Consider the following 14,570-nt stretch of genomic DNA (forward strand, 5'->3'; position numbering starts at 1 on the left):
TCCCTTATCGCGCGGTGGAGGTGTAGGGCAGCAGCGCCATCTCACGGCTGTTCTTGACGGCCGTGGCGACGTCACGCTGGTGCTGCGTGCAGTTGCCGGTCACGCGGCGGGCACGGATCTTGCCGCGGTCGGAAATGAACTTCCGCAGCATGTTCGTGTCCTTGTAGTCCACGTACGTGACCTTGTCCTTGCAGAACGCGCAGACCTTCTTCTTCGGCTTGCGCACAGGCGGCTTCGCCATGATGTTTCTCCTGTGTGATCAAGAAGTGCGGATACGGCCCGCCTAGAAGGGGGGCTCGTCCGAGTAGCCGCCACCGCCGCCGGAGCCGCCGCCCCAGCCGCCGCCCTGCTGGCCGCCGGCGGGAGCGCCGGTCGCCCACGGGTCCTCGGCGGGAGCGCCGCCCTGCTGGCCGCCACCGGGGCCGCCGCCCCAGCCGCCGCCCTGCTGGCCGCCACCGCCGCCGTATCCACCCTGGCCACCGCGGCCGGTGGTCTTGGTGACCTTGGCCGTGGCGTTGCGCAGGCTGGCGCCGACTTCCTCGACGTCCAGCTCGTAGACCGTGCGCTTGACGCCCTCACGGTCCTCGTAGGACCGCTGCTTCAGCCGGCCCTGCACGATGACGCGCATGCCTCGCTGGAGCGACTCGGCGACGTTCTCCGCCGCCTGACGCCAGACCGAGCAGGTCAGGAACAGGCTCTCGCCGTCCTTCCACTCGTTCGTCTGACGGTCGAAGGTGCGGGGAGTCGACGCGACACGGAACTTCGCGACGGCCGCACCAGACGGGGTGAAGCGCAGCTCGGGGTCATCGACAAGGTTGCCGACGACCGTGATGACGGTCTCGCCTGCCATGGGGGAACCTCTCGGCGGGTTTGCTGCTGGCTGCTTGTGGCTGCTACTCGGGTCCCGAGATCAGCTGAGCGGAAGGCTCAGTGGGTCTCGGGGCGGAGGACCTTGGTCCGGAGGACCGACTCGTTCAGGTTCATCTGGCGGTCGAGCTCCTTGACGACCGCAGGCTCGGCCTGCAGGTCGATGACCGAGTAGATGCCCTCGGGCTTCTTCTTGATCTCGTACGAGAGACGACGACGGCCCCAGGTGTCGACCTTCTCGACCTTTCCGCCACCGTCACGGACGACGGAAAGGAAGTTCTCGATCAGCGGGGAGACAGCACGCTCCTCGAGATCGGGGTCGAGGATGACCATCACCTCGTAGTGACGCATGTGGAACCCACCTCCTTTGGACTCAGCGGCCACGGTCGTTCCGTGGCAGGAGGGTCGTGATGCGTTGCGCAACGATGCCTGTCAGTAAAACAGCCGCCACTGACAATCGAGGTCGGGCGGCGGTCTCCCAGGCCGGCCGGGACGGACCGAGGCCCTGCCCTGACCCTCGCCTGGCTCTGTCCGGACAGACACCGGTGCGGACGGTACAGAGTACCCGCACAGCTGCTTCCGGTTGAAATCCGGCCGGGGTGCCCGTCAATCTGTACACATCGGGTGTGTATGGCGCTACGATGCGCCGCCTTTCGCAGGAGGTGCCCCCATGGCACAGGCAATGCGATCCAACACCGTCGGAGGCCTCTTCGCCACGGACGGCAAACCCCATCCGCTCCAGAAGGCCCTGCTCGCGGTGACCCTGGTGCTGGGAATCACGTCCTTCATCACGGCGATGTTCCACCACCTGCACCTGCTCAGCTCCTGGACCGGCCTGGTGGGAATCCTCACCGGCGCGTACGGGCAGTGGATCTCGGTGACCACGCGTGAGCGCTTCGGCCTCATCCTGGGTCTCGGTGCCGCGGCGATCGGGTTCTTCCTGGGCATGGCGCACGGCGGCCTCTTCGGCGGGCTCTTCGACTGACGTCAGGCACCCTCTCTTCCGAACATCGTCGAACGCCTCGGCCGACGGCAGGCCGGGGCGAAGGTCCCGTGCGCCCAACCGGGGCGCTCCCCGGGCGCAGTAGGCTTCGCGCGAGAGCCGGAGCCCCTGAACCCATGGGGACACACCAGCCCGAGGAGCGCCCCGAATGAGCCTGACCCTGAGGACCATCAGTCGAGAGCAGCATCTGGCGTACATCCAGAGCCTGCCGTCGGCGAGTCACATGCAGGTCCCGGCCTGGGCGGACGTCAAGGCGGAATGGCGCTCGGAGAACCTCGGCTGGTTCGACGACCGGACCGGTGAACTGGTCGGCGCCGGGCTCGTCCTCTACCGGCAGCTGCCCAAGATCAAGCGTTACCTCGCCTACTTGCCCGAGGGCCCGGTCATCAACTGGTTCGCGCCGAATCTCCAGGAGTGGATCGAGCCGATGCTCGCGCACCTGAAGCAGCAGGGCGCGTTCTCGGTGAAGATGGGCCCGCCGGTGATCATCCGGCGCTGGGAGGCCTCGACCATCAAGAAGGGCATCCAGGACCCGGACGTGAAGCGTCTGCGCGACCTGGAGGCCGACTTCATCGAGCCCCGTGCCTTCGAGGTCGCGGACAAGCTGCGCCGCATGGGCTGGCAGCAGGGCGAGGACGGCGGCGCCGGCTTCGGCGACGTCCAGCCCCGCTACGTCTACCAGGTACCGCTGGCGAACCGCTCCCTGGAAGAGGTCCACAAGAACTTCAACCAGCTGTGGCGCCGCAACATCAAGAAGGCCGAGAAGGCCGGCGTCGAGGTCGTCCAGGGCGGTTACCACGACCTGGAGGAGTGGCAGCGGCTGTACGAGATCACCGCCGTGCGCGACCGCTTCCGGCCCCGCCCGCTATCGTACTTCCAGCGCATGTGGACGGCCCTCAACACCGAGGACCCCAACCGTATGCGGCTGTACTTCGCCCGGCACAACGGCGTGAACCTGTCCGCGGCGACGATGCTGATCGTCGGCGGGCACGTCTGGTACTCCTACGGCGCCTCCGACAACATCGGCCGTGAGGTCCGGCCCTCGAACGCGATGCAGTGGCGGATGCTGCGCGACGCCTACGCGCTCGGCGCCACCGTCTACGACCTGCGCGGCATCTCGGACTCGCTGGACGAGACCGACCACCTCTTCGGCCTGATCCAGTTCAAGGTCGGCACGGGCGGCCAGGCGGCCGAGTATCTCGGCGAGTGGGACTTCCCGCTGAACAAGCTGCTCCACAAGGCGCTCGACATCTACATGTCGCGCCGCTGACCCCTGCTTCGCCGCTCCGACGGTTTCAACGTCTCCCCTACCTCTGATACACCGCAGCCACGAGAAAGGTTCCAGGTCCGGCCATGGCGCTCACGCTCTACGTCGACACCGCGCGCTGGCGGGCGCATCACAAGCACGTGCAGGAGCAGTTCCCGGGGCTCGTTCCGGTCTGCAAGGGCAACGGCTACGGCTTCGGCCACGAACGGCTGGCCGAGGAGGCCACCCGGCTGGGCGCGGACGTCCTCGCCGTCGGCACGACGTACGAGGCCGCCCGGATCAAGGACTGGTTCGGCGGTGACCTGCTGGTGCTGACGCCGTACCGGCGCGGTGAGGAACCCGTACCGCTGCCCGACCGGGTCATCCGCTCGGTGTCGTCGGTCGACGGCGTGTACGGCCTCGTCGGCGCCCGGGTGGTCATCGAGGTGATGTCCTCGATGAAGCGGCACGGCATCAGCGAGCAGGACCTGCCCCAGCTGCACGCCGCCATAGAGAACGTCCGGCTGGAGGGCTTCGCCATCCACCTGCCGCTGGACCGCACCGACGGCTCGGACGCCGTCGAGGAGGTCATCGGCTGGATGGACCGCCTGCGGGCGGCCCGGCTCCCGCTGCACACGATGTTCGTCAGCCACCTGAAGGCCGAGGAACTCGCCCGGCTGCAGCAGCAGTTCCCGCAGACCCGCTTCCGCGCCCGGATCGGCACGCGGCTGTGGCTGGGGGACCACGAGGCCACCGAGTACCGCGGCGCGGTCCTGGACGTCACACGCGTCTCCAAGGGGGAGCGGTTCGGCTACCGGCAGCAGAAGGCCGCCTCCGACGGCTTCCTGGTGGTCGTGGCGGGCGGCACGTCGCACGGGGTGGGCCTGGAGGCCCCCAAGGCCATGCACGGCGTCATGCCGCGCGCCAAGGGCGTCGCCCGTGCCGGCCTCGCCACCGTGAACCGGAATCTCTCCCCGTTCGTCTGGGGCGGCAAGCAGCGCTGGTTCGCCGAGCCGCCGCACATGCAGGTGTCGATCCTGTTCGTGCCGGCGGACGCGCCGGAGCCGAAGGTCGGCGAGGAGCTCGTGGCCCATCTCCGGCACACCACCACGCAGTTCGACCGCCTCGTCGACCGCTGAGCGGCACCGGGAGCGGCTGGGGAGCCCGCCCTCCCGCGGACAGCGAGAAGGCCGTACACGGTCGGCCCGTGTACGGCCTTTCACCTGCCCCGGCGGGGGCGCACCCTGACCTGTTCGCTCAGAGCGAACCCCCTGTGGCCCCGGTCGTGCCCCACTCGATCTGTGGCCCCTCGAAGTGGGTCGCGTGCCGTGCGGGGCGGGCCGCGGGACCGAGCACGAACACGTCCTCGGTTCCGTCGAGCACCCCGCCCGAGGGGTCGTCCTCACCCGACCGCCGCACCGGGTCCCGCTCCGGCATCAGGATGTCGCGCACGACCATGGCGCACAGGTACAGCGTTCCCAGCAGGTGCAGACCGATGGCCCAGTGGTAGCCGTCGGTGGGCAGTCCCTTGTGCGCGTCCCCGCTGGTCGTGTACGCGAGGTACATCCAGATGCCCAGGAAGTACGCCACCTCGCAGGCCTGCCAGACGAGGAAGTCCCGCCACTTCGGCCGGGCGAGGGCCGCCAGGGGCACCAGCCACAGGACGTACTGCGGCGAGTAGACCTTGTTGGTGAGGATGAACGCCGCGACGACCAGGAAGGCGAGCTGCGCGAAGCGCGGCCGGCGCGGAGCCGTGAGCGCGAGCGCCGCGATGCCCGCGCAGCAGAGCAGCATCAGGAGCGTGGCGAGCGTGTTGACGGTGTCGGTGCTGAGCGGGTCGCTCGAGTTCTGGGCCATGATCAGCCAGAAGGAGCCGAAGTCGACTCCCCGCTCCTGGCTGAACGTGTAGAACTTCGACCAGCCGTCGAAGGCGAAGAGCATGACGGGGACGTTGACGACGGCCCAGGCGACGACCGCACCGCCGAGAGCCCTTCCGTACTCCCGCCAGCGGCCCGCACGCCAGCACAGCACCAGCAGCGGACCGAGGAGCAGCATGGGGTAGAGCTTGGCGGCCGTGGCGAGCCCGAGGAGGACACCGAAGGCGAGGGAACGGCCCCGCGCCCACATCAGCATCGCGGCGGCCGTCAGGGCGACCGCCAGCAGGTCCCAGTTGATGGTCGCGGTCAGCGCGGAGGCGGGCGCCAGTGCCACCAGCAGAGCGTCCCAGGGCCGCCGGGTGTGCGTACGGGTCACGCAGACGGCGATGACGGCCGCACACACCATGAGCATCCCGGCGTTGGCCATCCAGTACCACTGCGCCTGGTCCTGGATGCTGCCGCTGCCGGGCGTGAGCCAGGCGGCGACCTCCATGAACACGCCGGTCAGCACCGGGTACTCGAGGTACTGCATGTCCCCGGGGATCTTGTCGAAGTACGGCACCAGTCCGTCGGCGAAGCCGCGCCCCTGGTAGAGGTGCGGAATGTCCGAGTAGCAGGCGTGCGTGTACTGGGAGCTGGCACCGAAGAACCAGGCGCCGTTGTAGCAGGGCGCCTTCTGCACCAGGCCGAGGGCGAACATCCCGATCGCCACGAGCGCGATGATCCGGACCGGGGTCCACCAGGACGTCCCGGTCAGGGCACGCCGCCCGAGCGGACCGCCGATCAGCTCGCTGCCGGCAGCGGCGACCCGGTCCTCTTCGGTCGGCCGCACCGGCTCGGGCTCGTGGACGCTCGCCTGCTTCGATTCTCCACTGGGCATGCCGCACATCCTGCCGTACGTGGCTGGGAACACGCCGCGGGCCGCCGTACCCGAGGGGTACGGCGGCCCGCGTTTCACGTGAAACACCCGAGCCGGGCGGCGGGCCGACTAACCGGCCGGGCCTCCGAAGAGACCGTCACCCCCGTTGCCGTTGCCTCGGTTGTTCCCGGGATCACCGCTTTCCGTGGCGGTCGGTGGGGAGGTCACCCCGCCGTCCGTCCCACCGTCCGTCCCGCCGTCCGCGCCCCCCGGACCGTTGCCGCCGGTGTTCTCACCGTCGTCGCAGTTGAAGTCGAACGGCCCGCAGGTGGGCGTCTCCGTGGGCGGCGGAGTGGTCACGGTCTCCGTGGGCGTCGGAGGCGCCGACGGGGTCGTCTCCTCCTCGGTCTCGGTGGGAGTGGCACTGGGGCTCTGCGTCGGAATGTCGTTGACGATTTCCCCGATGGGCTCTGGGGTCGGGAACTTCTCCGGCGCCTTGCCTTCCAGGGCGTCCTCCATGTAGTCCGCCCAGATCTCGGACGGGAACGAGGCACCGTGGATCTTCTTCTGACCGCCGGTTCCGAACATCTCCAGGAACTGGCGGTTCTTGATGCTCTCGTCGTCGGGGTACCGGAACATGCTGATCGCGGTCGACAGCTGCGGTGTGTACCCGACGAACCAGGCGGACTTGTTGCCGTCCGTCGTGCCGGTCTTTCCGGCCACCTCGCGGCCGGGAAGCCGGGCGTTCTTACCGGTTCCCTCTTCGACGACGGTCTTGAGGACATCGGTGACGTTGTCGGCGACCTGGGAGGTGAACGCCTGCTCGGTCTCGGTCTTGTGGGTGTAGATCGTGCCGTCCTTGCTCGACACCTTCTTCACCGAGAACGGATCACGCTGCTTGCCGCTCGCCGCGAACGTGGCGTACGCGCCCGCCATGCGGATTGCGCTGGGGTTGGAGGTACCGATGGAGAACGAGGGGTAGCTGGTACCGGCGAGGCTGCTCTCCAGGACACCGGCATCGACCGCCGCCTCCTTCACCTTGTCCAGGCCGACATCCATGCCGAGCTGCACGAAGGAGGAGTTGACCGACTCACGCATCGCTTCACGGAGGTCGATCTTGTAGTCGGGCGGTGTGCCGTACGACACGTCACCGTCATTGACCTGTTCCCACTGCTCGCCCTCCTCGTTCTGCCAGATCGTCCCGTCGTACTCCTTGATCTTGAGCTTGTTCTTGCCGTTGTAGAGGCTCTTGGGCGAGACGATGGTGCGTTCGTCCTGTGCCTGCTCCGGATCCAGGTCCGGGTCCCGGACGCCCCACTTCATGGCCGCCGCCAGGACGAAGGGCTTGAACGTCGAACCGACCTGGGCACCGGTCGCGTCGGCGTTGTTGGTGAAGTGCTTGGTCGCGTCCTGACCGCCGTAGATGGCCTTGATCGCGCCGGTCGCGGGGTCCACCGAGGCCCCGCCGAACTGGACGTGGGTGTCCTTGTCCGGGCGCTCCTCGGGCTTGATGTTCTCCTTGTAGACCTTCTTGACCGACTTCTCGAGCTCGTTGACCATCTTCTTGTCGAAGGTCGTGTAGATCGAGTAGCCGCCCTTCGCCAGGTCGTCCTCGGTGATGCCGGTCTCTTCGCTGTTGTTGACGATGTACGCCTTGGCCAGGTCGACGAGATAACCGATCTGGCCGCTCAGCGCCGTGTTCGACCGGGGGTTCTGCCACTTGGGCAGCTTGGTGTGCCTGGCCCGGTCCTCGGCGCTCAGGTAGCCGTACTCGACCATCTTGTCCAGCGTGTCCTGCATCTGCAGCAGAACGCGCTCGCGGTTCTTCTCGGGAGTGGCACCGACCGGGTCGACGGACGTCGCGCCGGCCGGGTCGTAGTAGGTGGCTCCCTTGAGCACCGCCGCCAGGAAGGCGCACTCGCCCGGGTTCAGGTCGATGGCGTCCTTGTTGAAGTACGCGCGGGCGGCGGCCTGGATCCCGTAGGCCCCACGACCGTAGTACGCCGAGTTCAGGTAGCCCGCGAGGATGTCGTCCTTGTCAACGGTGGTACCGACCTTGACCGAGATGAAGATCTCCTTGAACTTGCGGGAGATCGTCTGCGACTGGTCGTCCAGCCGGGCGTTCTTGACGTACTGCTGGGTGATCGTGGAGCCACCCTGCGTCTCTCCGCCGCGGACCATGTTGAACACGGCCCGGGCGATGCCCTTGGGGTCGATGCCGCTGTCGTCGTAGAAGGTCTTGTTCTCCTGGGAGATGACAGCGTGCTGCATCTCCTTGGGAATCTGCGAGAGGTTGATGATCTGGCGGTTGCGCTCACCGCCCGTGGCGACCATCTGTGAGCCGTCGGACCAGTAGTAGACGTTGTTCTGCGCCGTGGCCGTCAGGGCGACGTTGGGTACCTCCACCATCGCGTATCCGATCCCGGCGACGGCCACCATGCTGCCGAAGAAGGCGATGCACAACCCGGAGACGAGCTTCCAGGACGGCATCCAGCGGCGCCAGTCGTCCCTGTCGTGGCGGGGGTAGTCGATGATCCGCTTCTTGCCGGGGGGTGCCGCGCGGCCCCTGCCGCGTCCGGGCCCGGCGGAACCGGCACGCCGGCCCCCGGGCGCCGGCTCGGAGCCCCGGCGGCGGCCGCCCCCGCCTCTCTGTGCCGCGCGTCGTGCTTCCGCGCGGCTGCCGTACGTACGGTCCTCACCCCCCGAGCCGCGGACGCCCGATCCATAGGAATCGGACGGGGACCCGGTGGCGCCTCGCGGTGCCGCGCGGCGGCCGGAGGACGAGCCGGACTGGCCGCGTCGGGCCGCGGCACGTCCGCCTCCCTGCGGCTGCGGCGGTTTGCGACGGTGCTCGCTCATCGAACGACTACTCCTCGGGCAGGCGCACCCTTGCGCGCCTGGAAACGGCGGCTGGTTTCCGGTCCCCCCGAAGTACGGATGCGGTGGTTTCCGCATTCACCCGTACTGCACCGGGGACAGGGACGCCCCCGGGCGTCACTCGGTTCCCGGTGGTGTGCATGGCGCACAGACTACGCACCGCCAAAACCCTCCGAGCACAGAAGTTCACCTCAAATCAGGCAACTTGCTCTCCATGAATCGGCGATGTGATCCCGTTCACCACGATCCCCCTTGTCGCATGCGGAAGGCCGTTCTATCGTCGTGATGTATCGAGTCGATACATCAGCTCGGCATAAGGACGGTGCGAGGACGGCGACGAGCCGGACCCGAGCCCGTCACGGCAGGACCGCGGCAGAGGGGAGGCGACGATGAGCCGGCGTTCCGGGATCCTCGAGTTCGCCGTACTCGGCCTGCTCCGCGAATCTCCGATGCACGGCTATGAGCTGCGCAAACGACTCAACACGTCACTGGGTGTGTTCCGTGCGTTCAGCTACGGGACGCTCTACCCCTGCCTCAAGACGCTGGTCGCCAACGGCTGGTTGATCGAGGAGCCGGGGAACACCACCGAGGACGCCCTCGCCGCTCCGCTCACGGGGCGCCGCGCCAAGATCGTCTACCGGTTGACGGCGGAGGGCAAGGAACACTTCGAGCAGCTGCTCTCGCAGACGGGGCCGGACGCGTACGAGGACGAGACCTTCGCCGCGCGGTTCGCCTTCTTCGGGCAGACCTCGCGCGATGTGCGGATGCGCGTCCTCGAGGGCCGCCGCAGCCGGCTGGAGGAGCGCCTGGAGAAGATGCGCGCCTCCTTGGCCCGCACCCGGGAGCGCCTCGACGACTACACGCTTGAGCTCCAGCGCCACGGGATGGAGTCCGTGGAGCGCGAAGTGCGCTGGCTGAACGAGCTCATCGAGAGCGAGCGCGCCGGACGGGACCTGAAGGGTTCCGCCACCGGGGGGGCCGCTCAGCAGGACACCACATCTGGAGCGACGGGCGGCCTGCCCCGGTCCGGGGACGACCCCCGGCCGGATACGCCCGACGACACCGCCACGTGAGACCCGCCCAAGGGCCTCACTCGTACACACAGGGAGCAACCGGAATGGGTTCGGTTCGCGTAGCCATCGTCGGCGTGGGCAACTGCGCCGCATCGCTGGTGCAGGGAGTCGAGTACTACAAGGACGCCGACCCGGCGTCCAAGGTGCCGGGCCTGATGCACGTCCAGTTCGGCGACTACCACGTCCGCGACGTCGAGTTCGTCGCCGCCTTCGACGTGGACGCCAAGAAGGTCGGGCTCGACCTCGCGGACGCCATCGGCGCCTCGGAGAACAACACCATCAAGATCTGCGACGTCCCCCGCACCGGTGTGACGGTCCAGCGCGGCCACACCCTCGACGGTCTCGGCAAGTACTACCGCGAGACCATCGAGGAGTCCGCCGAGGAGCCGGTCGACGTCGTCCAGGTCCTCAAGGACAAGCAGGTCGACGTCCTGGTCTGCTACCTGCCCGTCGGCTCCGAGGACGCGGCGAAGTTCTACGCCCAGTGCGCCATCGACGCCAAGGTCGCCTTCGTCAACGCCCTCCCGGTCTTCATCGCCGGCACCAAGGAGTGGGCGGACAAGTTCACCGAGGCGGGCGTCCCGATCGTCGGTGACGACATCAAGTCCCAGGTCGGCGCCACCATCACGCACCGCGTCATGGCGAAGCTGTTCGAGGACCGCGGTGTCGTCCTGGACCGCACGATGCAGCTGAACGTCGGCGGCAACATGGACTTCAAGAACATGCTCGAGCGTGACCGCCTCGAGTCGAAGAAGATCTCCAAGACGCAGGCCGTCACCTCGCAGATCCCCGACCGGGAGCTCGGCGAGAAGAACGTCCACATCGGCCCGTCCGACTACGTCGCCTGGCTGGACGACCGCAAGTGGGCCTACGTCCGCCTCGAGGGCCGTGCCTTCGGTGACGTCCCGCTGAACCTGGAGTACAAGCTCGAGGTCTGGGACTCCCCGAACTCCGCCGGTGTCATCATCGACGCCCTGCGCGCCGCGAAGATCGCCAAGGACCGGGGCATCGGCGGCCCCATCCTGTCCGCGTCCTCGTACTTCATGAAGTCCCCGCCGGTGCAGTACTTCGACGACGAGGCCCGCGAGAACGTCGAGAAGTTCATCAAGGGCGAGGTCGAGCGCTAGGACCCGCTCGCCACGGGCAGTCGAGGGTCTCCGGGGTCGCATGCCCCGGAGACCCTCCCCGTATGTGAGGCTGAGCCCCATGGCCGTCGTCCGTGACCTGCGCGTCCTGCTGCGCTTCCAGGGCTTCAGGCGCCTGCTCGCCGTGCGGCTGCTGTCCCAGGGCGCCGACGGCGTCTTCCAGGTCGCGCTCGCCGCCTACGTGGTCTTCTCGCCGGAGAAGCAGACGTCGGCCGCGGCGATCGCCTCCGCGATGGCGGTCCTGCTCCTCCCGTACTCCGTGGTCGGCCCCTTCGCCGGAGTGCTGCTGGACCGCTGGCGCCGCCGCCAGGTGTTCCTGTACGGCAACCTGCTGCGCGCCCTGATGGCGTCGGTGACCGCCGTCCTCATTCTCGGCCGGGTCCCCGACTGGCTCCTCTTCGTCTCCGCTCTGTGCGTCACCGCCGTCAACCGGTTCGTCCTCGCCGGGTTGTCCGCCGCGCTCCCGCGCGTGGTCGACGCCGAGCGGCTGGTCATCGCCAACTCCCTCTCCCCGACCGCCGGGACACTCGCCGCTACGGCGGGCGGCGGTCTGGCCTTCCTCGTCCGGCTGGTCATCGCCGACTCCGACGCGGCCGTGGTGCTCGTGGGCGCGGCCCTGTACCTGTGCGCGGCCGTGGCCTCGTTGAGCATCGCGAAGGAGCTGCTCGGTCCCGACCCGGCCTTGGTGCGCACACGGCTGACCACGGCGCTCACCGGAACCGCTCGCGACCTGATGGCGGGCGTACGCCACCTCGCCGCGCCGCCGCGCAGGGAGGCCGCCTGGGCGCTCACGGCGATGTCGCTGATGCGGTTCTGCTACGGCGCCATGCTCGTCATGGTGCTGATGCTGTGCCGGTACGCCCTGGCCTCGACCACGGACGGGGGACTCGCCCTGCTGGGGCTGGCGTTGGGCGTCTCCGGTGCCGGCTTCTTCGTCGCGGCCGTCATGACGCCCTGGGCCGCGGGGCGGCTCGGCCCCGGCCGCTGGATCATGGTGTGTGCCGGGTCAGCCGCCGTCCTGGAACCCGCGCTCGGACTGCCCTTCGCGTCGGGCCCCCTGCTGGCAGGGGCGTTCGTCCTGGGCCTGACCACCCAGGGCGCGAAGATCGCCACGGACACGATCGTCCAGTCCTCCGTCGACGACGGCTTCCGTGGCCGGATCTTCTCCGTCTACGACGTCCTCTTCAACGTGGCCTTCGTCGGCGCCGCCGCCGTGGCCGCCCTGATGCTGCCGCCTGACGGCCGGTCGGTCCCACTGGTGGTAACGATCGCCGTTATCTACGGAGCAGTAGCAGTGGCTATGGCCCGTTTTGAGCGTCAGTAAGTGTCACATCAATGCCACAGAGTCTCATGGGGCTACAGAGTTGTCAGTGGCGGCCGGTAGCTTACGTGCGTCTTATCAGCGCACCGTTCGCGCCACGCACCCAAGTTCCAGGGGGACCCCAAGTGACCACTCCGCCGCCCCAGGGCAACCCGTTCGCGCAGGGCCAGCAGCCCCAGGGCCAGGCCCCCTACCCGCCCCAGGGTGGTTTCCCGCAGCAGGCCGGTCAGCCTGGTTTCCCCCCGCCGGGTGCTCCCGTTCCGCCGCAGCAGCCGCGCCGCAAGCCGAGCTTCAAGACGATCAAGAACATCGTCGTCGCCGTGATCGTCGTGAGTGTGGCCGTCGGCGGCTACATCGCCAGCCGGGACGACGCCAACACCGCGAAGGTCGGCGACTGCATGAGCATCTCCGACCCGAACAGCACCACCGACCCGGGGCTTGAGGTCGTTGACTGCAGCGACTCCAAGGCGAAGTACAAGGTCGCCGAGAAGAAGGACGGCACCCTGGACGGATGCGACCGCACCAAGTACAGCGAGTACACCGAGACGGGCGGAAGTGACGACTTCACCCTCTGCCTGGAGGACTACTCGGCCAAGTAAGACCTCAGACATGGCGGAGGGCGGCGTTTCACGTGAAACACCGCCCTCCGCCATGTCGCGGGTCATGTTTCACGTGAAACATGACCCCGCTCCACACGTTCAGCCCTGTTGCTCGGCCCACCACTCCTTGAGCGCCGCCACCGCCGCGTCATGCCCCATCGGGCCGTTCTCCAAGCGGAGCTCCAGCATGTGCTTGTACGCCTGCCCGACGGCCGGTCCCGGCCTGATCCCCAGAATCTCCATGATCTGGTTGCCGTCGAGGTCCGGGCGGATGGCGTCCAGCTCCTCCTGCTCCTGGAGCTTGGCGATCCGCTCCTCCAGGCCGTCGTAGGCACGCGAGAGGGCGGCGGCCTTGCGCCGGTTCCGCGTGGTGCAGTCCGAGCGCGTCAGCTTGTGGAGCCGGTCGAGGAGCGGCCCGGCATCGCGGACGTAGCGGCGGACGGCGGAGTCCGTCCACTCTCCCGTGCCGTAGCCGTGGAAGCGCAGGTGGAGCTCGACGAGACGCGAGACGTCCTTCACGAGCTCGTTGGAGTACTTGAGCGCCGTCATGCGCTTCTTCGTCATCTTCGCCCCGACCACTTCGTGGTGGTGGAACGAGACGCGACCGTCCTTCTCGAAGCGCCGCGTGCGGGGCTTGCCGATGTCGTGCAGCAGAGCTGCCAGTCGAAGGGCCAGGTCGGGACCGTCGTCCTCCAGGGCCATCGCCTGCTCCAGGACGATCAGCGTGTGGTCGTAGACGTCCTTGTGCCGGTGGTGCTCGTCACGCTCCAGACGCAGGGCCGGCAGCTCGGGCAGCACGTACCGGGCGAGCCCGGTGTCCACGAGCAGCGTCAGTCCCTTGCGGGGGTGGGCGGACAGGATCAGCTTGTTCAGTTCGTCCCGCACGCGCTCGGCGGAGACGATCTCGATACGTCCGGCCATCTCCTTCATCGCCACCACGACCTCGGGCGCCACCTCGAAATCGAGCTGGGCGGCGAAGCGTGCGGCCCGCATCATCCGCAGCGGATCGTCCGAGAAGGATTCCTCGGGCGTACCGGGAGTGCGCAGCACACGCGCGGCAAGGTCGTCGAGGCCACCGTGCGGATCGATGAACCGCTTCTGCGGGAGCGCGACGGCCATCGCGTTCACGGTGAAGTCGCGGCGGACCAGATCCTCCTCGATGGAGTCGCCGTACGACACCTCCGGCTTGCGCGAGGTGCGGTCGTACGCCTCCGACCGGTAGGTGGTCACCTCGATCTGGTAGCCGCTCTTCTGCGCCCCGACCGTCCCGAAGGCGATGCCGACCTCCCAGACGGCGTCCGCCCAGGGACGCACGATCTTCAGCACGTCCTGCGGGCGGGCATCGGTCGTGAAGTCCAGATCGTTGCCGAGGCGGCCGAGCAGTGCGTCCCGCACCGAACCGCCGACCAGGGCGAGTGAGAACCCGGCCTCCTGGAAGCGGCGGGCGAGGTCGTCGGCGACCGGGGCGACCCGCAGCAGCTCACTCACGGCGCGGTTCTGCACCTGGCTCAGGGCACTGGTTTCTTCGTTGGCGTTCGGCACAACAGAAGAGGGTACGTGGCGCGGGCGGCCGGAAGCTCCCCCATTCCGTGCCCGCGGTCACCCGTCGATACCTGCACAAGGCCTGCCTTCGTGACCTGGAGCGCTCTCCCTTCCATACGGCCACATACAGGGCGGGCCGACTCCGCCTCCGATCTTGCGGA

The 14,570-nt window shown here is 68.3% G+C and carries 13 protein-coding genes; 7 read left to right on the top strand and 6 right to left on the bottom strand.

The genetic code is table 11. The features are described from left to right. Positions 1-4: 4 nt before the first annotated feature. From rpsR to rpsF, 3 genes are all read right to left on the bottom strand, one after another. A complete protein-coding gene (gene rpsR, locus FHS37_RS09700) occupies positions 5-241 on the bottom strand; it encodes a 30S ribosomal protein S18 (RefSeq protein ID WP_003949403.1) in 237 nt (78 codons plus the stop codon). Between the two features lie 42 nt (positions 242-283). Then, a complete protein-coding gene (locus tag FHS37_RS09705; protein ID WP_184819136.1) occupies positions 284-850 on the bottom strand; it encodes a single-stranded DNA-binding protein in 567 nt (188 codons plus the stop codon). Positions 851-927: 77 nt separating this feature from the next. Beyond that, entirely contained in the window at positions 928-1,218 is a 291-nt protein-coding gene (gene rpsF, locus FHS37_RS09710) for a 30S ribosomal protein S6 (RefSeq protein ID WP_004985983.1), read from the bottom strand. 319 nt (positions 1,219-1,537) lie between these two features. Between rpsF and FHS37_RS09715 the strand changes: the two genes are divergently transcribed. The 3 genes from FHS37_RS09715 to FHS37_RS09725 all read left to right on the top strand — a co-directional run bounded on the left by FHS37_RS09715 (position 1,538) and on the right by FHS37_RS09725 (position 4,255). Then, the gene (locus FHS37_RS09715; RefSeq protein WP_184819138.1) at positions 1,538-1,852 is read left to right on the top strand and encodes a hypothetical protein; all 315 of its coding nucleotides are present in this window, start codon (positions 1,538-1,540) and stop codon (positions 1,850-1,852) included. 166 nt (positions 1,853-2,018) lie between these two features. Further along, positions 2,019-3,140 carry a peptidoglycan bridge formation glycyltransferase FemX gene (gene femX, locus FHS37_RS09720; RefSeq protein WP_184819140.1) on the top strand — a complete coding sequence of 374 codons (1,122 nt, stop codon included), beginning with the start codon at positions 2,019-2,021 and terminating at the stop codon, positions 3,138-3,140. A gap of 83 nt (positions 3,141-3,223) precedes the next feature. Then, positions 3,224-4,255: an alanine racemase gene (locus tag FHS37_RS09725; protein WP_184819143.1), complete on the top strand. Its 1,032-nt coding sequence runs from the start codon at positions 3,224-3,226 to the stop codon at positions 4,253-4,255. A 118-nt stretch (positions 4,256-4,373) separates the two neighbouring features. Here the strand turns inward: FHS37_RS09725 and FHS37_RS09730 are convergent, their stop codons facing one another. After that, positions 4,374-5,882 (bottom strand): glycosyltransferase family 87 protein, encoded by a 1,509-nt coding sequence (locus FHS37_RS09730; RefSeq protein WP_184819974.1) that lies wholly within the window; start codon positions 5,880-5,882, stop codon positions 4,374-4,376. Between the two features lie 99 nt (positions 5,883-5,981). After that, a complete protein-coding gene (locus FHS37_RS09735; RefSeq protein WP_184819145.1) occupies positions 5,982-8,711 on the bottom strand; it encodes a transglycosylase domain-containing protein in 2,730 nt (909 codons plus the stop codon). Between the two features lie 407 nt (positions 8,712-9,118). On the opposite strand from FHS37_RS09735, the gene FHS37_RS09740 reads away from it, so the two are divergent. The 4 genes from FHS37_RS09740 to FHS37_RS09755 all read left to right on the top strand — a co-directional run bounded on the left by FHS37_RS09740 (position 9,119) and on the right by FHS37_RS09755 (position 12,867). Beyond that, the gene (locus tag FHS37_RS09740) at positions 9,119-9,802 is read left to right on the top strand and encodes a PadR family transcriptional regulator (RefSeq protein WP_184819146.1); all 684 of its coding nucleotides are present in this window, start codon (positions 9,119-9,121) and stop codon (positions 9,800-9,802) included. A 44-nt stretch (positions 9,803-9,846) separates the two neighbouring features. Continuing rightward, positions 9,847-10,929, top strand: coding sequence for an inositol-3-phosphate synthase (locus FHS37_RS09745; RefSeq protein ID WP_184819149.1), 1,083 nt, complete (start codon positions 9,847-9,849; stop codon positions 10,927-10,929). A 79-nt stretch (positions 10,930-11,008) separates the two neighbouring features. Further along, positions 11,009-12,271: an MFS transporter gene (locus FHS37_RS09750; protein WP_184819151.1), complete on the top strand. Its 1,263-nt coding sequence runs from the start codon at positions 11,009-11,011 to the stop codon at positions 12,269-12,271. 122 nt (positions 12,272-12,393) lie between these two features. Continuing rightward, a complete protein-coding gene (locus FHS37_RS09755) occupies positions 12,394-12,867 on the top strand; it encodes an LppU/SCO3897 family protein (protein WP_184819153.1) in 474 nt (157 codons plus the stop codon). 99 nt (positions 12,868-12,966) lie between these two features. Here FHS37_RS09755 and FHS37_RS09760 read toward each other — a convergent pair whose 3' ends face one another. Then, a complete protein-coding gene (locus FHS37_RS09760) occupies positions 12,967-14,409 on the bottom strand; it encodes a CCA tRNA nucleotidyltransferase (protein WP_184819155.1) in 1,443 nt (480 codons plus the stop codon). Between the last annotated feature and the right edge of the window lie 161 nt (positions 14,410-14,570).

The organism is Streptomyces griseomycini (genome assembly GCF_014203535.1).
Classification (GTDB): Bacteria; Actinomycetota; Actinomycetes; order Streptomycetales; family Streptomycetaceae; genus Streptomyces; species Streptomyces griseomycini.

Coding starts and splice junctions, on each gene's coding strand:
- rpsR (WP_003949403.1), bottom strand. CDS start 241: ATGGCGAAGCCGCCTGTGCGCAAGCCGAAGAAGAAGGTCTGCGCGTTC.
- FHS37_RS09705 (WP_184819136.1), bottom strand. CDS start 850: ATGGCAGGCGAGACCGTCATCACGGTCGTCGGCAACCTTGTCGATGAC.
- rpsF (WP_004985983.1), bottom strand. CDS start 1,218: ATGCGTCACTACGAGGTGATGGTCATCCTCGACCCCGATCTCGAGGAG.
- FHS37_RS09715 (WP_184819138.1), top strand. CDS start 1,538: ATGGCACAGGCAATGCGATCCAACACCGTCGGAGGCCTCTTCGCCACG.
- femX (WP_184819140.1), top strand. CDS start 2,019: ATGAGCCTGACCCTGAGGACCATCAGTCGAGAGCAGCATCTGGCGTAC.
- FHS37_RS09725 (WP_184819143.1), top strand. CDS start 3,224: ATGGCGCTCACGCTCTACGTCGACACCGCGCGCTGGCGGGCGCATCAC.
- FHS37_RS09730 (WP_184819974.1), bottom strand. CDS start 5,882: ATGTGCGGCATGCCCAGTGGAGAATCGAAGCAGGCGAGCGTCCACGAG.
- FHS37_RS09735 (WP_184819145.1), bottom strand. CDS start 8,711: ATGAGCGAGCACCGTCGCAAACCGCCGCAGCCGCAGGGAGGCGGACGT.
- FHS37_RS09740 (WP_184819146.1), top strand. CDS start 9,119: ATGAGCCGGCGTTCCGGGATCCTCGAGTTCGCCGTACTCGGCCTGCTC.
- FHS37_RS09745 (WP_184819149.1), top strand. CDS start 9,847: ATGGGTTCGGTTCGCGTAGCCATCGTCGGCGTGGGCAACTGCGCCGCA.
- FHS37_RS09750 (WP_184819151.1), top strand. CDS start 11,009: ATGGCCGTCGTCCGTGACCTGCGCGTCCTGCTGCGCTTCCAGGGCTTC.